The sequence below is a fragment of the Mycolicibacterium sp. TUM20985 genome (genome assembly GCF_030295745.1).
Lineage (GTDB): Bacteria > Actinomycetota > Actinomycetes > Mycobacteriales > Mycobacteriaceae > Mycobacterium.
On the sequence record NZ_AP027291.1, the window covers coordinates 3,681,298 to 3,699,574 of the forward strand.

Here is an 18,277-nt window from a genome sequence, read left to right on the forward strand (position 1 = left end):
GGTGTCTCGGCCCGGCTGGCCGAAACGGCTATCGCCGCGTCACGCGGTGGGAGAATGCAGCATGCCAAACAGGCGCACGCCCCCGCGTCCGACGGGCGCGCAGACCAGTGCGGACGAGTGGGCGCAGTTCTACGACTACTTCGGTCACGCCAGGGTCCGGCGTGGGGTGCGGCTCGTTTCCCGGTTGCCGTCCGCCCCGCGCTGTGAGGCTTGTGGCAACCCCTTCGCCGGCATCGGCGGCTGGCTGATGCGACGGGTCGGCAAGAGCCCGTCGCGGAAGAATCCCCGCTGGTGCGAGGTGTGTTTCGAAACGGCGCCAAAGGGTGGCGCCACGCTGACCGTCGGCGTCTTGTTCGCCGACGTCCGCAATTCGACCGCGCTCGCCGAGACGCTCGCACCCCATGAGATGGCTGCCCGCCTCAATCGCTTCTACTCCGAGCTCACGCAGGTGATAGTGCAGCACGGGATCATCGACAAGTTGATCGGCGACTCCGTGATGGGTCTCTACTTCGCGCCGTTGACCTCCGACGGCAGGTACGTCGATGCCATGGTCAATGACGCCCTCACCATTCTTCGCACCCAGAACCGCCGGTCCCGCAGAGGTTCCCGGTTGGAGGTCGGCATCGGTCTCGATGTGGGCCCGGCATACGTCGGCATCGTCGGCGATGGCGAGATCCGTGACTTCACCGCAATCGGTGACGTCGTGAACACTGCGGCCCGGCTTCAGAGCCACGCGGCCGGCGGCGAGGTCGTCATGCCCGACGACGTTGCCCGCACGGCCGGCATAGACGACGGCGAGACCATCTCGCTGAGCCTCAAGGGCAAGGCCGAACCCGTGATTGCACGCCGAATCAGCGTCTCGCCCTAAGTGCCGCGCTAGTTGGGGTGAACGCCCCATGCGACGGTGGGCCGGGTCCGCCAATGATCGCCTCATGACGAAACCAATTCACCGAGCACTGCGAACACCGACCGTCGAACGGTCCGATCATGCGATCACGGGCGGCGGGCGACTCGACGCCGTCGACGTCGGCCGACGCGAAGGCGGGCGCCAGATCCTCCACGAGATGTCGTTGACGGTGCGTCCTGGCGAATTGGTCGCCATCGCCGGCGGGAGCGGCGCGGGCAAGAGCACCCTGCTGGAGATCCTCGCGGGGCTGCAATCCCCGAGCGCGGGAACGGTTCTGCACGACGGGGTGCCCTCCGGCACGCGGCCCAGCGGCGACACCCGCATCGGCTACGTCCCGCAGGACGACATCATCCACCTCGAGATGCCCCTGCGCCGCACCCTGCGCTACGCGGCACGCTTACGACTGCCCGCGGGCACCTCGGAAACCGCTGCGGACCGCATCGTCGAAACCACCATGTCGGACCTCGACCTGACCGCATCCGCGGAGGTGCCGATCCGGGCGCTGTCCGGTGGACAGCGGAAGCGGGCCAGTATCGCCGTGGAACTGCTGACGCACCCGAGGACGTTCTTCCTCGACGAGCCCACGTCCGGACTCGACCCGTCGACGGCGGCCGACGTGATGCGACTACTCCATACGCTCAGCCGCCGTGGCGTCACCATCGTCCTCACGACGCACGAGCCGGCCGGGATCGACCGGTGTGATCGGGTGGTCTTCTTGGCGCGCGACGGTCACCTGGCGTTCGTCGGTAGCCCGGCCGAGGCGCGTCGTCACTTCGGCGTGGACGATCTCGCCGAGGTGTATGGCCGGCTGGCCGGAGAGGACACACCCGCGATCTGGGCGCGGCGTTTCGCCGATGTCCGCGAGCCTTCCACGACCCGGCCCGCCGTGGCACCCGTCGCACCACCGAGGTCAACGACGAAGCGCATCAACGTGCTTCGGCAATGGTGGTTGCTCACCCGACGCAACGTCGACGTTCTGCTGCGCAACCGGCTCACCCTAGCGGTGCTGCTGGGCTCGCCCGTCCTCATCACCGCGATGATGGCGACGCTGTTCAAGCGCGGTGCGTTCGAGTCCCACGACGCTGCGGACGTCAGCCAGGCCCAGATCACCTTCTGGATCGCCTTCGCGGGTTTCTTCTTCGGTCTCACCTACGGCCTCCTCCAGATCGTCGGTGAGCTGGCCGTCTTCCGAAGGGAGCGGCTCGCCGGACTGAGCACCAGCGCCTACGTCGCCTCCAAGGTCGCCGCGCTGTTCCCGGTCCTCGCCGGCGTCAGCTCCGTCCTGCTCGGCGTGCTCCTGGCGCTCGGCCGCCTACCCGACCTCGGGTGGCACGTGTACGCGCTGCTGTTCACGACCATGCTGATCGAGGCCACGTCAGCGCTTGCGCTGGGCCTGCTGGCCTCGGCGGCGGTTTCCAACACCGCGCAAGCCGCTCTCGCCCTGCCGATGTTGTGCTTCCCCCAGGTTCTGTTCGGCGGCGCCATCGTCCCCGTGGGAGACATGGCCGCCCCCGGTCGTTGGATGAGCCTCGGCCTGTCCAACCGCCACGCGTTCCAGGCGCTCGGCCGGGCCCTCGACCTCGACCGCTACACGAACACCGCGGGGGCGATGTCGGCGTACGCCGACACCTTCGACGGCGGCAACGGCGCCAGCCTATCGGCCTTGTCGGCCTTGGCGGTGGGCCTCTTGGCGGCCACCGTCTGGGTGCTCGACCGGCGGACCCGCACGGGCGCAGTCCGACGATGACGGACCTGCTCACGGCGTCCCACGTAGCGGGTGCGCGCATCGCCGCCCGCCGTGCACCCGGACAAACGCGGTGCGATCCACTCCTTCGGGTACACAATGGCGTCGTGGCTGCGATCCCGACGCGGCGCCGTGCGGCGAGTGGGCCGCGCCGAGCCGAACTGTTGGCCGCGACGTCCCTGGCGATCGACCTCGGACTCGGCCAGCCGATGGAGCACATGCTGCGGTCATCGCTGATCGCCGCCAGGATCGCCGAGCGAATGGGCCTCGACGCCCGGGAACGCGCCACGGTCTACTACGCCAACCTGGTGGGCTGGATCGGATGTCATGCCGACTCCCACGAACTCGCGCATCTGTTCGGTGACGACATCGCCTTCCGCGCCGACACGTATTCGGTTGACATGACCGGTCTCTCGTTCCTGCGCTTGATGGCTAGTCACGTCGGCCGCGAATCGCCGTGGTGGGAGCGCGGCGTCCGGTCGATCGCCTTCCTGACGTCCGCCCGCCACGCGGTGGCCAATCTGATTCATTCGCACTGCAGTTCCGCCGGGGTTCTCTCCGATCGGATGGGATTGGACGAGGACGTCACCCGTGCGCTGGGGTTCGTGTTCGAGCGCTGGGATGGCCGGGGGCTGCCCAGTCGTGCTCGCGGCGAGGACATCCCGATCGGCATCCACATCGTCCACGTTGCCGACGTGGTGGAGGTGCACCTGCGCACCGGTGGGCTGGAGCGGGTATCCGAAGTACTGCGTTCGCGGCGAGGCACTCAGTTCAGTCCAGACGTCGTGGCCGTCGTCGAGGAAGACCTCGCCGCCATCGTCGACGGATTGCTGGAGGTCGACGTGTGGACCGCCGCGTTGGCCCAGGCACCCGATCGTGACGTGACCCTCAGTGACGGCGATGTCGACGACCTGCTTGCGGCAATGGGCGACTTCGTCGACTTGAAATGTCCTTTCTCGCTGGGTCATTCGCGCGGGGTCGCCTCCCTGGTCGTCGCGGCCGCCCGACACCTCGGCATGTCGGCAGCCGACACCACCGAGCTCAAGAGGGCCGCGCTCGTGCACGGCCTCGGCAGGATGGGCGTCTCGAATCGCATCTGGGAGAAGAAGGGGCCGCTCGGCGCGGCCGAATGGGAGCGGTTACGGATGTATTCGTACCTGACCGGCCGAGTGCTCAGCCGGGTCGGCGGATTGGAGTCGGTCGCAGCCATCGCCACCAAGCATCGAGAGCGGATCGACGGGTCGGGCTTTCCGCGCGGGCTCGCCGGCGCCGACCTCAACGTCAAGGACCGCTTGCTGGCGGCGGCCGAGGCCTATCAGGGAATGCTCGAGCCGCGCCCGCACCGACCGGCGGCCGACCCGGGCGGAGCGGCCGAGGAACTACGCAGGCACGCGCGGGAAGGGCGCCTCGACGCCGAGTCCGTACAGGCCGTGCTGGCCGTCGCCGGGCACCGGGTGTCGCGACGGACGCCGTGGCCGGCAGGTCTCACCGCCCGCGAAGTCGACGTCCTGCGGCTCGTCGCACGGGGCCGGTCCAACCGGGAGATCGCCGCCGAACTGTTCATCTCCCAGAAGACGGCGGGAAATCACGTCGAACACGTCTATACCAAGCTGGGCGTGAACAACCGCACGCAGGCCAGCCTGGCCGCCATAGACCTCGGGTTGGCTAGCCTGCCCGCGGGCGCGGGTGGGTCGTGACCGCCGATCAGTCCAGGAAGCCGTGCAGCAGCGCGGCCGAACCCCAGATGTGCGCGGTCATCTCCGCGGCGGCACCCTCGGCGTCCCCTGCCAGGATCGCCATCACGATCGCCTCGTGCTGTTCGTTGGAGTGGGCGATGTTGCGGGCGAGCAAGGGGATCTGGTCGAGCAGTTCGTTGAGCCGCATGCGGTTCTCCGCGACCAACGGCACCAGCGAGGGGCTGCCTGCGGCCTCGGCGATCGCCAGGTGCAGCCGGGAGTCAAGCCGGCGGTAGTCCTCCAGCGAGGCGGCCCGGACGTCCGCCAGCCTGGTCCACAACGTCTCGCGCTCGGCGGCGGTCAGCGTGCGACCCGCCGACATGCGCGCCGCGCCCACCTCCAGGATCTCGCGCAGCCGCAGCGCATCGTCGATGTCGTTGCGGCTGAACCTGATTCCGTCGGCGCTCGGGGCGGGCAGATCCTCGGCGAGGAAGGTGCCGCCGTACCGGCCCCGCCGCGATACCAGGTACCCCGCGTCGGACAACGACCTGATGGCCTCGCGGACGGTGTCGCGGCTGACACCGAGTCGAGCAGCCAGTTCGCGTTCCGGGGGCAGCGATTCGCCGGGTTCCAGCACGCCGAGCCGAATGGTCTCCAGCAGCCTGCCGACGGTGTCCTCGAACGCATTGCCCAGCCGAACCGGACGCAGCAGCGCCTCGCTGGCGGGCGGCGGATCCGGTGCGGAGGTGGTCATGTGGCGGCGCGGCTACAGCGGTGTCACGTAATGGCCGGTGATGCCCCCGTCGACCAGGAACGTGGACCCGGTGATGAAGGACGCGTCGTCACTGGCCAGGAACGCGACCGCGGCGGCGAGTTCGTCGGGCTCGGCGAACCGGCCCATCGGCACGTGAACCAACCGGCGCGCGGCGCGCTCGGGATCCTTGGCGAACAGCTCTTGGAGCAGCGGCGTGTTCACCGGGCCGGGGCACAGCGCGTTGACCCGAATGCCCTGCCGCGCATACTGAATGCCGAGCTCCCGGGATATCGCCAGCACGCCACCCTTGGAGGCGGTGTAGGAGATCTGCGACGTCGCCGATCCGTTCACGGCGACGAACGACGCCGTGTTGACGATCGATCCCTTCTGGGCGGGGACCATGTGGCGCAGCGCGGCCTTGCAACAGAAGAACACCGACTTCAGATTGATGTCCTGCACCCGGTCCCACGCGTCGATGCCGGTGACCTCGATCAGGTCGTCCTCCGGCGGGCTGATGCCGGCGTTGTTGAAGGCGATGTCGACCGAGCCGTGGACCTCGGCCGCGGTGTCGAACAGTGCGTCGACGGCGGCCTGGTCGGAGACGTCGACCTTGACGAAGGTGCCGTTGAGGTCATCGGCGACGGACTTGCCGGTGGTCGGGTCGATGTCGCCGATCACGATCGTCGCGCCCTCGGCCCTCATCCGCTTGGCCGTCGCGAGCCCGATCCCGCTGGCACCGCCGGTGATGACCGCGACCTTGCCCGCCAGCCGTTGGGTCAGATCCATCTAGTTTTCCTCCGTAATCGCAAAGAAGACGTTCTTGGTTTCAGTGAAGTGCAGCGGCGCGTCGGGACCGAGCTCACGCCCCAGCCCCGATTGCTTGAAACCGCCGAACGGCGTGCTGTAGCGGACCGACGAGTGCGAGTTGACCGACAGGTTGCCAGATTCCACGGCCCGCGACACCCGCATGGCCCGTGACAGGTTGTCAGTCCAGATCGACCCCGACAGGCCGTATGGGCTGTCGTTGGCGAGCTCGATCGCGTCGGCCTCGTCTTCGAAGGGCAGCACGGTGACCACCGGCCCGAAGATCTCCTCGGTGACCGATCGATCGGTGCGCTGCGGGGTGAGAACCGTTGGCGGGAACCAGTATCCGGGACCTGTCGGCGCGGAGCCCCGGAAGGCGACGGGCGCGTCGTCCGGCACGTACGACGACACGGTGTCGAAGTGCGGCTTGGACACCAAGGGCCCCATTTCGCTGTCCCGTGCCGAAGGATCGCCGACGACCATGCCCTTCACCGCGGGTTCGAGGAGCTCCATGAACCGGTCGTACACGTTGCGCTGGACCAGGATCCGACTGCGGGCACAACAGTCCTGCCCGGCGTTGTCGAAGACGCCGTACGGCGCGGTGGCGGCGGCTTTCTCCAGATCGCAATCGTCGAAGACGATGTTCGCGCTCTTGCCACCGAGTTCGAGTGTCACCCGCTTGACCTGCTGAGCGGCGCCCGCCATCACCTTCACGCCCACCTCGGTCGAACCCGTGAAGACGATCTTGCGGACGTCGGGGTGACTGATGAACCGCTCCCCCACCACCGACCCCTTGCCGGGCAGCACCTGGAACAGTCCGTCGGGCAGACCTGCCTCACGGCCGAGTTCGGCCAGCCGCATCGTGGTGAGCGGCGTGATCTCGGCGGGTTTGACCAGCACGGCGTTACCCGCCGCGAGCGCGGGGACGAAGCCCCATGACGCGATGGTCATCGGGAAGTTCCACGGCGCGATCACGGCGACCACGCCGAGCGGCTCGTTGAACGTGACGTCGAGCCCACCGGCGACGGGAATCTGCTTGCCCGACAGTCGCTCCGGGCTCGCCGAATAGAACTGCAGAACGTCGCGGACGTGTCCAGCCTCCCACTCGGCGTTGCCGATCACGTGCCCGGAGTTGGCGACCTCCAGCGCCGCGAGCTCGTCGACGTGCGCGTCGACCACTGCGGCGAAGGACCGCAGCGCAGCGGCGCGTTCGGCGGGCGCCGACCTGGCCCACTGCTTTTGGGCCGACTTGGCGCGCGCGACCGCATCGTCCACGGCGGGGACGTCGAGCTGCTCGACGGTGCGCAGCACCTCCTCCGTCGCCGGATTGATCAGTGTCGACGTGCTCACGCTGTTTCCCTTCCTCTCGTCGGTTCGGTGATTCTGGTGGAGTACGCCGCGGCAGCCTCGACCACACCGGCGAAGAGCCGCAGGTCGTCGAGCCGCTCCTCCGGATGCCACTGGACGGCGAGAACGAAGGCATCGCGTGATGTTCCGCCCGCCCCGGGAGCCATCTCGACGGCCTCCACCACCCCGTCCGGGTCCCATGCGCTGGCCATCAGCCCGGTGCCGAGCTCGGCGATGGCCTGGTGGTGATAGCACTGGGCCTCGGTGCCCGTGCCGATCAGCGCGGCGAGCCGGGTGCCGGGCACCGTCTGAATGGACGAGGTGCTGAAGACGGCGTTGCCCAGCTGATGCTGGTAGTGGCCGACGACGTCGGGCAGATGCTGATGCAGGGTGCCCCCCAGCGCGACGTTGAGCACCTGGGCGCCGCGGCAGATTCCCAGCAGCGGCAACTCGCGCGCCAAAGCCCCACGCACCAGGGCCAATTCCCACGCATCACGATCGCGGGCCGGCTCGTCGGTGCTCGGGTGCGGCTCCTGACCGTAGGTGGCGGGATCGACGTCGCGACCGCCGGTGATCACCAGGCCGTCGAGACCGTCGAGCACGCGCGCGACGACGGCGTCGTCCACCGGCTGCGGCGGAAGCAGCACGGCAGTGCCGCCTGCCGAGGTCACACCCTCGACATACACGGCGGGCAGGAAGCTCGCCCGCACGTCCCACACCCCGGTCTGCGCCTGCTGCAGATACGTCGTCAACCCCACGACGGGCCTAGAGGCGTTCGAAACCACGACGCCTCTCCCAGTCCGTGACCGTCGAGTTGAACGCCTTCAACTCGATGCGGGCGTTGTTCAGGTAATGCTCGACGACCTCGTCGCCGAAGGCCTCACGCGCCACCGTGGAGGCGGAGAACAACTCAGCTGCCTCGGCGAGCGTCGTCGGAAGCCGTTCCGCGCCGCTGGTATACGCGTTACCGCTACAGGCGTCGGGCAGCTCGAGCTGTTGGTCGATCCCGTACAGACCGCCGGCAATCAACGCGGAGACGGCCAGGTACTGGTTGACGTCGCCGCCCGGGGCGCGGCACTCCATCCGCATGCCGTGCCCGTGACCCACCACGCGCAGCGAGCAGGTGCGGTTGTCCATCCCCCATGCCACGGCGGTGGGCGCGAAGCTGCCATCGACGAAGCGCTTGTAGGAGTTGATGTTTGGCGCGTAGAACAGTGTGAACTCACGCAGGGTGGCCAGCTGGCCGGCGACGAAGCTGCGGAACATCGGCGACATGCCGAGCGGATCGTCGTCATCGGCGAAGACTGCCGACCCGTCCGTTCCACGGAACGAGAGGTGGATGTGACAGCTGTTCCCCTCGCGCTCGTCGAACTTCGCCATGAAGGTGAGGCTCTTGCCGTGCTGATCGGCGATTTCCTTGGCGCCGTTCTTGTAGATCGTGTGGTTGTCGCAGGTGACCAGCGCGTCGTCGTAACGGAACCCGATCTCCTGCTGACCGAGGTTGCACTCGCCCTTCACGCCCTCGCAGTACAGCCCCGCACCCTCCATTCCGTTCCGGATGTCGCGCAGCAGCGGTTCCATCCTGGTCGACGCCAGCATCGCGTAGTCGATGTTGTAGTCGGTGGCGGCGGTCAAGCCCTTGTACCCCTTCGACCACGCGTCCCGGTACGAGTCGTCGAAGACGATGAACTCCAACTCGGTCGCCGCGACGGCCGCCATGCCCCGCTGCGCCAACCGGTCGAGTTGGGCGCGCAGGATTCCCCGCGGCGCGGGGCCGACGGGCTTGCCGTCATGCCAGCCGAGATCGGCCATCACCAGCGCGGTAGCCGGCAGCCAGGGCAGCTTGCGCAACGTGGCGAAGTCCGGCGTCATCACCATGTCGCCGTAGCCGGCTTCCCAGCTCGACATGGCGTATCCGTCGACGGTGTTCATGTCGACGTCGACGGACAGCAGATAGTTGCAGCACTCGGCACCGTGGGCGGCGACGTCATCGATGAACAGCCGAGCCGAGATCCGTTTGCCGGTCAGCCGGCCCTGCATGTCGGTGAAGGCGACGATGACGGTGTCGACGTCGCCGTCGGCCACCAGCGTCTCCAACTCGGACAGCTGAAGCATCCCCGGTCGATCGGATCCCTTGGTCACGTTCCCTGCCTCTCGAAGCGGACGAGCATGACGTGAAGTCAACCATTGGATTCGCGTCACCGGGCATTCCGCTCACAGATTTACACGGTCGTCACGTCCAAAGGTAGGACACAAGTCCATTGCCGTTCTATTGTGCCTACTCAGTGAGCGTGGACACCCCCCGGTGGCTGCGCTTCTGCCCGCCGATCGCATCGAGCGCTGCCCCGAGAAGGAGAACGTCGTGCCAGAGGGTCAAGATCTGTCGGAACTGTCCGACGACGAGAAACACCTTGCATCACTCGGCTACACCCAGGAGCTGAACCGCACCTGGTCCAGCTTCAGTAACTTCGCGATCTCGTTCTCGATCATCTCGATCCTGGCGGGCTGCTTCACGTCCTTCGGGCTCGGCTGGAACAACGGCGGACCCGCAGCCATCGCCTGGGGCTGGCCCATCGTGGCGGCCTTCATCCTCGTCATCGGGCTCTGCATGTCCGAGTTGGTGTCTGCGTATCCCACCTCCGGTGGCATCTACTGGTGGGCCAGCAAGCTCGGCGGTGCGAAGGCGGGCTACTACACCGGCTGGCTGAACCTCATCGGCCTGATCGCGATCCTGGCGTCGGTGGCCTACGGTGCCGCCACGTTCCTCGACCTCACGCTCGGCACCTTCAGCGAGGACTGGCTCGCCGGCTACAGCCTGACCAGGACGTTCATCATCTTCCTGATCATCCTGGTCGCGGTTGCCGTGATCAACATCTTCTCCAGCCATCTGCTCGCCGTGATAAACAACGTGTCGGTGTGGTGGCACGTGGCGGGTGCCACGATCGTCATCGCGATCCTGTTCCTCATTCCCGAGCAGCACGCAAGCTTGAGCACGGTCTTCGGGACCACGGTCAACAACACCGGCTTCTTCGGCGGTGAGACGTCCAGCGTCGGCTTCCTGTTCTTCGTGTTGCCGATCTCGGCGATCCTCACCCAGTACACGATCACCGGTTATGACGCGTCCGCTCATCTCTCCGAGGAGACCCTCAGCGCGGCCAACGGTGCGGCGAAGGGCATCTGGCGGTCGATCTTCTACTCCGCCATCGGTGGCTACATCCTGCTGCTGTCGTTCCTCTTCGCCGTTCAGGACGTCGACGAGGTGACGTCGGGCGGCGGCGCGGTCGCGGTGATCTTCGCCCAGGCCATGGACTCCAAGTGGGTCGGCATCGTGCTGCTGATCTCCACCGCGGGCCAGCTGTTCTGCACCACGGCCTGCCAAACCAGCGCGTCGCGGATGCTGTTCGCCTTCAGCCGCGATCGGGCGGTGCCCGGGCACCAGCTGTGGTCCAAGGTGAGCAAGAACAAGATCCCCGCCAACGGTGTGATGATCACCGCGGCGCTGGCAGCGATCATCACGCTGCCTGCCCTCGTCGAGGTGGACATCAATGGCGCACCGGTTCCGGTCGCGTTCTTCGCGGTGGTGTCGATCGGCGTCGTCGGGCTCTATCTCTGCTTCGCCGTGCCGATCTACTACCGCTGGAAGGCGGGCGACTCGTTCCCCGTCGGCAAGTGGAATCTGCGCGGACACCACAAGTGGATGGCGCCGGTCGCGCTCGTCGAGATCATCGTCACCTCGATCATCGCGCTGTTCCCCACGTCCAACCTGGGGACTCCGTGGGATCCCGGGTTCGAGTGGAAGTACGTCAACTACACCCCCATTCTGGTCGGGACCGTGCTGGTACTGCTGTTCATCTACTGGCACGTGTCGGTGAAGAAGTGGTTCACCGGTCCGATCAAGCAGGTCGAGGTCGCCGACCCCGTCTGACGCGGGACCAACGAGAACCGTTCTACCCGAATAGTTCTCGCACATCGGATGCGCTGATAACCGATCCGAAGACGTCACCCTCGTCGATGACCGCTGCGAACAGCGCACGCTTGCGGGCCTGCAGTGCGACCACCTTCTCCTCGATGGTGCCCGCCGAGACCAACCGGTAGACGGTGACCGGACGCGTCTGCCCGATGCGATGCGTCCGGTCGACGGCCTGCGCCTCGGCGGCCGGGTTCCACCACGGGTCGCAGACGAAGCAGTAGTCCGCTTCGGTGAGGTTGAGCCCGAAGCCACCGGCCTTGAGGCTGATCAGGAACACCGGATGGGTACCTGCCTTGAAGGCTTGGATCGCCGCATCGCGCTGACGCGACGTCGAGGAACCGTCGAGATAGGCGTAGCTCAATCCGATCGCGTCGAGATGGGTCCGCACGATGTCGAGGAACCCGGTGAACTGACTGAACACCAGCGCGCTGTGCCCTTCGGCCACCAGGCTTGGCAACTGCTCGACCAGGAAGTCGACCTTGGCGGCGCCCACGTCGACGTTCGCCTCGTCGACCAACGCGGGATGGAGGCTGAGCTGCCGCAGCAGCGTCAACGACCGGAAGATCTGGAATCGGTTCTTCTCCCATTCGCCGAGGAGCCCCAGCACCTTCTGGCGTTCGCGGGCCATGTGGGTGTCGTAGACCTTCCGGTGCTTGGGACCGAGATCGAGGGTGAGCACCTGTTCCTGCTTCGGCGGCAGTTCACCGGCGACCTGACTCTTGGTGCGGCGCAACATCACCGGCTTGATCCGGCGACGGAGCACGGGCAACCGGTCCTTGTTGGTTCCGGATTCAATCGGCTTGCGGAAGTGCTCGGTGAACACCTTGGGCGACGGGAACAGACCCGGTGCGGTGATCGACAGCAGCGACCAGAGCTCCATCAGGTTGTTCTCCATCGGCGTACCGGTGATGGCCAACTTGAACTGGACGTCGAGCCGGCGCACGCACTGATGTGTCTTGCTGGTGTGGTTCTTCACGAATTGCGCTTCGTCGAGGATGACTCCCGCCCAGTCGATCCCGGCGTAGGCCTCGAAGTCGATGCGGAGCAGCGCGTACGAGGTGACCACGATGTCGGCGGCCGCTACCCGATCCGCGAGCGGGGTCCCGGACCGGCCCTCGCTACTGGTGACGGCCACCGCCGTCAGCCCGGGCGTGAACTTGCGGCACTCGGCGACCCAGTTGGTGACCACGCTCGTCGGCGCGACGACCAGGAACCTTCGGACCCCCCCTTCGGCCACGCGGGCGATCAACGCCAGGGTCTGCACCGTCTTGCCCAGCCCCATGTCGTCGGCGAGTACACCGCCGAGTTCGTTGTCCCATAGGAATGACAGCCAGTTCAGCCCGTCTCGCTGGTAGTCGCGCAGGGTGGCATCGAGCCCGTCGGGTACGTCGACGGGCTCAGGAGGCCGCGCGCTCGCGAGCCGGGCAATCCGCTCCCGCCAGCTGGCCAGTTGGTCGTCGACGACGCCAAGGGCGAGGAGTTCCTCCCACAGGGTGACGTTGCGTGACCCGGCGTTGACCGCGTCGCCCGTCAGCTCGCCGAGCGCGCGGGCCTCGTCGAGCAGCTCCCGCAGCTTGAGCAGCTCGGGCGTGTTCAACCGGAAGTAGACCCCGTTGGGGAGCAACATGTGCGTTGCGCCCGAGGCTAATTCGGCGATGACCGTGGCGATGGGAACCAGCTGGCCGTCGATCTGCAGCGTGATGCTGAGGTCGAACCAGTCGTTGGGTGCCGGGTCGGTGGCACCGCTGCCGAACTCGAGCCGTGGCACACTCTCGGCGGCACGGAAGTCGGGCGCGCCTTCGTCCACGTCGATGGTGAAGGCGTCGCGGCAGTCCAGTCGCGGCAACAGCTCGCCAAGGAGTACTGCGGTCTCGGTCAGGGTGAGCTCGACACCCGCGAGGAGGGTCGCCGGTGCGGCCACCTCGGCGGCGGAGGCCGCGTCGTGGCAGCCGATGAGGGCCGTCAACTCGTTGCCCAGCGCGGCGGCGTTGGGGTCCCGGGTGATGCGCAGCATGAGACGTGCGAGGGCCTGCGACTTGAAGCTGCGCGACGCGGCCGCAACGGTTCTCAGTGCCGGGGTGACGGCCTCCCAGGCAGTGGCTTCGGCGTCCGGGTCGCGGTAGCCGGTCCTCTCGGCGGGAACTTCGGACTCGAAGTCCTGGCCCCGGTCGTTGACGTGGTAGCGCACGCTCCAGTGCGTGCGCACGCGGTCCGCACCGACCGTCACCGTCAGCACCGGAGTCGGCCCGGTGATGGTCGGCGGGGTGAACAGGCCTTCCTCGACGTCCACCGGGGTGGCCCCGACCAGGCGCGGCAGCACCGCGACCGAGAACTCCCCCACCGTCTCGACGGGAATGTGCAGGACCTCGTCGCGGGCGAGGAGGTCCAGCGTCGTACGCGGCGGCACGGGATCGAACCGACCCAGCCGCAGCACTCCATCGACGATCGCGTAGATCCCGTGGGGCGGTGATCCGATGAGTCCCACGCCCGTGCCGAGCCAACGCTCCCCGTCCACGATCAGGGCCGCCGCCATCGTCGCGCCGCCCGCATCGTCGGAGGCGAAGTCCAGCCGCACCTGCACGCTCTTGATGAAGTCGACCGCATTCAGCCCGCTACCGCCATCGGCGACGAGCGCGACGCCGGACTCGATCACCTCATCCAGTCGTGACCAAAAGGTCGGTGGGACATAGCCAATCGACATCACGTCGTTGACGGGCGCTATTCCCGACCGTTGGACGTCGGCGACGAGGGCCCGCAACGCCTCGTACTGTCCGCGATCGAACTCGGTGGCGGCGGCATGGTAGGCAAGCCGTTGCCAGTTCAGCCCGGTCCTGATCCACGTTCCGCGCTTGCCGACGGTGACGGGACGCAGCGCGATTTGGGGACCGGGACGGTAGCGGTTGGGTGGCGCGACGGTGAATTGCAGTCCGATCGGCGACGTACGTTCGGTGTCGAGGGGTGCTAGTTCGTCCAGCAGTTTGGCGAGCACGGTGCGCCAGCGGTCCGGGTCGGCCGGCCTGGCGCTCTTCGCCACTGTGCTCAGGATCAGCGCGACGGCGTGTTTGCAATATGCGCCCACCGGACACGAACAGCTGGCCCAGGACAGGCGGAGGCCGTCGCCGAAGCGCTGGAAGCCGACGTCGACCAGATACACCTGCTCGCCCGACCCCGAACACCGACCCATGAGCTCGAGGTCACCGCGCCAGGCGCTGTCGTGGACACGACCCAGGTTGGCGTATCGCGTGCCACGCGCGACGGTCGGCGCGTCGAACTCGGCGAGCACGTCATCGACGTCGAGTTCGGAGCCATCGGGCGACACCATGTGCGAAGGATAGGGAAGCACGGGGACAACCTCGCGCCGACGTCGGTGACCAGGTCACCAGGTGCTGGTGCGCAGGACGATCTCGGCGGCGAGTTGCGCGGTGGATTCGTGCGCGTTGCGCCGCCCGAGCAGCTCGACCAACCGGTAGTCGCCGTACACGTAGCGCTGGCTGGCCTTGGCGACGTTGCGTGCGGCCGGCGTGCTGACCAGTGCCGTCGTGTTCACCTCGACGGGCGGGCAGTGCGCGTCACGGATCACGCCCGCCTGATCCGGCACACGCGGGTGACCGCGGTCGACCACGACCAACCCGATGAACCGGTCCAGCCGGGTGGCGGCCAGCTCCCAGGCCAGCTCACCGCCGACGCGATCCCCCACCAGGAGCGCCCAGCGGACGCCCACCGAGTCGAGGATCCCGACGATGGACTTCGGCCGCAACCGCGAATCGGGCGCGATGACCACGGTGCGCAGGGAGGCGGTGTGCAGCCGCTCGCAGACCGCGTCGTACGCCGCCGGCCCTTGATGCGCGGCTCCGAGCAGTACGACGACCGAGCCCTTCTCGGGACCCGATACGTCGATGGTGGCAGGGAAACCGTCGACGGTGAGGACGGTCGAAGGCATTGCGCCACGCTACAGGGGCCATCCGTCTCCAGTGCCGTTTTTAATCGCCTTGCAATACAACGTTCAGCCGCCTGGCAGCGGTGGCGACCACCGTCTGAAACGTTTGCGGGACGGGCCCTTTGACCGAGGTCCTCGCCGTCCTCGGCTACCGCTGCGTGACGGTCGAGGCGATGACGGGCCGCGGCGGGGCGCCGTGCGAAAGCAGCTCCATCACCGCCGCGACGTCGAGATGCGCCGTCAAGAGGTCTGCCATGACGTCGAGTTGGGCGTCGCGGCGTGCGGTCACGTCGACGTCGTCGGCAACCACGAAACCCCGTCGTCCCGCCAACGTCGCCGCGTCGGTGAGCCAACCGCGCCGCACCTCGTCGTTGTCGAGGAGCCCGTGCCAGTGCGTCCCGTAGACCCCGCCGCGCCGGATGCCGACGTCCAGCCAATTGTCCTCCGAGGTCCGCGCCACCCGACCGTGGTGGATCTCGTATCCCCGAAGGGGGACGGGCCCGTCGCCGCCCCAGAGTTTCAACGTCTTGGCGGGCTCGAAGACGACGTCGGCGTCCAGCAGTCCCAGACCCTCGATTCCGCGTAGGCCCGATTCGACGGGATCGTCGATGGTTCGGCACAGCATTTGGAACCCGCCGCAGATACCGAGCACGGCCCGTCCGGATGCGGCGTGCGCGCGCACGCCATCGGCGAGCCCACGCTCGCGCAGCCAGGCCAGATCCGACACCGTCGCCTTGCTGCCCGGTAGCACCACGACGTCGGCGTCGGCGAGGTCCGCGGCGTCGGCGACCCACCGGACCAGCACACCCGGCTCGCAGGCCAGCGCCTCCACGTCGGTCGAGTTGGAGATGCGGGGCAGGCGGATCGCCGCCACGCGTAGGGCATCTGCGCCCCTGGGCTCCGCGGGGATTCCCACGATCCGGTGGCCCTGGACCGACAGCGAGTCCTCCGCGTCGAGCCACAGTCCGTCGTCGTGCGGAATGACGCCGTAGGTCGGCCGACCGCTGAGCCGTTCGAGCTGATCGAGGCCTGGCGCCAGCAACGCCGGATCACCGCGGAACTTGTTGACCACGAAACCCGCGATCAGCCGCTGGTCCTCGGGCTCGAGGACGGCCACGGTCCCGAACAGGTGTGCCAGTAGACCGCCGCGGTCGATGTCACCGATCACGATCACGGGCAGGTCCGCCGCGCGTGCCAGGCCCATGTTCGCCAGATCGGTTGCCCGCAGGTTGATCTCGGCGGGTGAGCCAGCGCCCTCACAGATGACGACGTCGAATTCGCTTCTCAGCGAAGCGAGTTCAGCGTTGACCACCTCGGCGAGCATGGCGCGATGGTGGAAGTAGTCACCTGCGGCGACGGTGCCCGTGACCTGACCCATGACCACCAGTTGCGACGTCCGGTCACCGCCGGGTTTGAGCAGGACCGGGTTGAATCGCACACTCGGCTCTAGACCCGCAGCCCGGGCCTGCATGGCTTGGGCGCGACCGATCTCCCCGCCTTCGATGGTGACGGCCGAGTTGTTGGACATGTTCTGCGCCTTGAACGGCGCGACCCGGATACCCTTGCGCGCCAACAGCCGACAGAGTCCGGCCACCATCATCGACTTGCCCGCGTCGGACGTGGTGCCCGCGACGAGTAGCGCGCCCTTCACGTCACTGGGCGAGCGTCAGGATCTCGGCGCCGTCGTCGGTGATCACCAGCGTGTGTTCGAACTGCGCGGTCCACTTCTTGTCGATGGTGGCGACGGTCCAGTCGTCGTCCCAGATCTCGTAGTCCAGTGCCCCGAGGTTGATCATCGGCTCGATCGTGAACGTCATCCCCGGCTCCAGCACGGTGTCGACGGCCGGCTGGTCGTAGTGCAGGACCACCAGGCCGTTGTGGAACGTCGTGCCGATGCCGTGGCCGGTGAAGTCGCGAACGACGTTGTAGCCGAACCGGTTTGCGTAGGCTTCGATGACACGGCCGACGATCGAGAGTTGGCGGCCGGGCTTGCAGGCCTTGATCGCGCGCATCGTCGCCTCGTGGGTTCGCTCGACCAGCAGACGGTGCTCCTCGGAGACGTCACCGGCCAGGAAGGTGGCGTTCGTATCGCCGTGCACGCCGTCGATGAAGGCGGTCACGTCGATGTTGACGATGTCACCGTCCTGCACGACCGTCGAATCCGGGATGCCGTGACAGATGATCTCGTTGAGCGACGTGCAGCACGACTTCGGATAGCCCTTGTAACCCAGGGTCGACGGGTAGGCGCCGTGGTCGACCATGTAGTCGTGGGCGATGCGGTCCAGCTGGTCGGTGGTGACACCCGGCGCGACGGCCTTGCCCGCTTCAGCGAGCGCATTGGCCGCGATCCGACCTGCGACCCGCATCTTCTCGATGACCTCGGGTGTCTGCACCCAGGGTTCGGAGCCCTCCCGGACGCCTGCCTTCCAGGCGTATTCGGGGCGCGGGATTGACTTGGGCACCGGCAGCGTCGGGGATACCTCGCCGGGTCTCAGTGCGGTGCGAACGGACATTCCCCCAGGATAATCACCTTCGGCTGCGCTACCGCACGACCATCGACGACAGCGCCGTCCCCACCCGTTCGGGCAGCGATCCGCCGTGGTGTAGCCAGTCGTCCAAGGCGATGCGGATCGACGCCATCGTGAGTGCACCGATCAACCGCGGCCGCGGGTCGTCGGGCACCGGGTCGGACAGCCGCGGGGCCACCAGGTCGGCGATGGCCCTCTCGTATCCGACGTAGATCTGCAGGGTCCACGCGCTCAGCGTGGGCGACGACCGGGTCAGCGTGGCCAGGTCGCGGACCTGGGCGCTGATGTCGTCGAAACCGGCGCCGAGGTCATCGAATGCGGCGACGACGGCGTCGTGCGCGGAGAGCTCCGGCGGTTGCGCCGCGAGCTGGGTGGTGATGGCGTCGAGCCAGTACCGCGTCATGCCGTCGGCGACGGCGTCCTCCTTCGCGGCGAAGTAGCGGAAGAAGGTGGCTCGCCCCACGTTGGCCTCTGCGGCGATCCGCTCGACGGTGGTGCCCGCCAGCCCGTCGTCGATCACCAGACGCGCAGCACAGCTCGCGATCCGGTCACGCGTGGCGCGGCGCTTGCGCACGTTGAGGGCGATGGTTTCGGTCATTTCCCGTATGAG

At 67.5% G+C, this 18,277-nt stretch carries 14 protein-coding genes; 4 read left to right on the forward strand and 10 right to left on the reverse strand.

Annotated features, from left to right (window positions below):
- The first annotated feature begins 61 nt into the window (after window positions 1-61).
- The 3 genes from QUE68_RS18090 to QUE68_RS18100 all read left to right on the forward strand — a co-directional run bounded on the left by QUE68_RS18090 (window position 62) and on the right by QUE68_RS18100 (window position 4,348).
- The gene (locus tag QUE68_RS18090) at window positions 62-868 is read left to right on the forward strand and encodes an adenylate/guanylate cyclase domain-containing protein (RefSeq protein WP_286274220.1); all 807 of its coding nucleotides are present in this window, start codon (window positions 62-64) and stop codon (window positions 866-868) included.
- A 64-nt stretch (window positions 869-932) separates the two neighbouring features.
- Window positions 933-2,654 (forward strand): ABC transporter ATP-binding protein/permease, encoded by a 1,722-nt coding sequence (locus QUE68_RS18095; RefSeq protein WP_286274221.1) that lies wholly within the window; start codon window positions 933-935, stop codon window positions 2,652-2,654.
- 206 nt (window positions 2,655-2,860) lie between these two features.
- On the forward strand, window positions 2,861-4,348 hold the full coding sequence (locus tag QUE68_RS18100; protein WP_286275859.1) for an HD domain-containing phosphohydrolase: 1,488 nt from the start codon (window positions 2,861-2,863) through the stop codon (window positions 4,346-4,348).
- 7 nt (window positions 4,349-4,355) lie between these two features.
- Here QUE68_RS18100 and QUE68_RS18105 read toward each other — a convergent pair whose 3' ends face one another.
- The 5 genes from QUE68_RS18105 to QUE68_RS18125 are packed head-to-tail and all read right to left on the reverse strand — an operon-like array spanning window position 4,356 to window position 9,347.
- Window positions 4,356-5,081 carry a FadR/GntR family transcriptional regulator gene (locus tag QUE68_RS18105; RefSeq protein WP_286274222.1) on the reverse strand — a complete coding sequence of 242 codons (726 nt, stop codon included), beginning with the start codon at window positions 5,079-5,081 and terminating at the stop codon, window positions 4,356-4,358.
- Between the two features lie 12 nt (window positions 5,082-5,093).
- Window positions 5,094-5,867, reverse strand: coding sequence for a 3-oxoacyl-ACP reductase (locus QUE68_RS18110; protein ID WP_284227506.1), 774 nt, complete (start codon window positions 5,865-5,867; stop codon window positions 5,094-5,096).
- Window positions 5,868-7,235 (reverse strand): aldehyde dehydrogenase family protein, encoded by a 1,368-nt coding sequence (locus tag QUE68_RS18115; protein WP_284227507.1) that lies wholly within the window; start codon window positions 7,233-7,235, stop codon window positions 5,868-5,870.
- Window positions 7,232-8,017 (reverse strand): gamma-glutamyl-gamma-aminobutyrate hydrolase family protein, encoded by a 786-nt coding sequence (locus QUE68_RS18120; protein WP_284227509.1) that lies wholly within the window; start codon window positions 8,015-8,017, stop codon window positions 7,232-7,234. The genes QUE68_RS18115 and QUE68_RS18120 overlap by 4 nt, the downstream gene beginning before the upstream one ends.
- The gene (locus tag QUE68_RS18125) at window positions 7,998-9,347 is read right to left on the reverse strand and encodes a glutamine synthetase family protein (RefSeq protein ID WP_284231056.1); all 1,350 of its coding nucleotides are present in this window, start codon (window positions 9,345-9,347) and stop codon (window positions 7,998-8,000) included. Before QUE68_RS18125 ends, QUE68_RS18120 begins: the two co-directional genes overlap by 20 nt.
- Window positions 9,348-9,594: 247 nt before the next feature.
- Here QUE68_RS18125 and QUE68_RS18130 point away from each other — a divergent pair, with 247 nt between their 5' ends.
- Complete coding sequence (locus QUE68_RS18130) at window positions 9,595-11,157, forward strand: amino acid permease (RefSeq protein ID WP_284231058.1); 1,563 nt, start codon at window positions 9,595-9,597, stop codon at window positions 11,155-11,157.
- A 22-nt stretch (window positions 11,158-11,179) separates the two neighbouring features.
- Here the strand turns inward: QUE68_RS18130 and QUE68_RS18135 are convergent, their stop codons facing one another.
- The 5 genes from QUE68_RS18135 to QUE68_RS18155 form a co-directional block, all read right to left on the reverse strand.
- Window positions 11,180-14,524 (reverse strand): DEAD/DEAH box helicase, encoded by a 3,345-nt coding sequence (locus tag QUE68_RS18135; RefSeq protein ID WP_284227512.1) that lies wholly within the window; start codon window positions 14,522-14,524, stop codon window positions 11,180-11,182.
- 54 nt (window positions 14,525-14,578) lie between these two features.
- Window positions 14,579-15,142 carry an alpha/beta fold hydrolase gene (locus tag QUE68_RS18140; protein ID WP_284227513.1) on the reverse strand — a complete coding sequence of 188 codons (564 nt, stop codon included), beginning with the start codon at window positions 15,140-15,142 and terminating at the stop codon, window positions 14,579-14,581.
- A 145-nt stretch (window positions 15,143-15,287) separates the two neighbouring features.
- The gene (locus QUE68_RS18145) at window positions 15,288-16,739 is read right to left on the reverse strand and encodes a cobyric acid synthase (RefSeq protein ID WP_286275862.1); all 1,452 of its coding nucleotides are present in this window, start codon (window positions 16,737-16,739) and stop codon (window positions 15,288-15,290) included.
- A 52-nt stretch (window positions 16,740-16,791) separates the two neighbouring features.
- Window positions 16,792-17,652, reverse strand: a complete 861-nt coding sequence (map, locus tag QUE68_RS18150; protein WP_284227516.1) for a type I methionyl aminopeptidase — start codon at window positions 17,650-17,652, stop codon at window positions 16,792-16,794.
- Between the two features lie 28 nt (window positions 17,653-17,680).
- The gene (locus tag QUE68_RS18155; RefSeq protein WP_284227518.1) at window positions 17,681-18,265 is read right to left on the reverse strand and encodes an acyl-CoA-like ligand-binding transcription factor; all 585 of its coding nucleotides are present in this window, start codon (window positions 18,263-18,265) and stop codon (window positions 17,681-17,683) included.
- Window positions 18,266-18,277 lie beyond the last annotated feature (12 nt).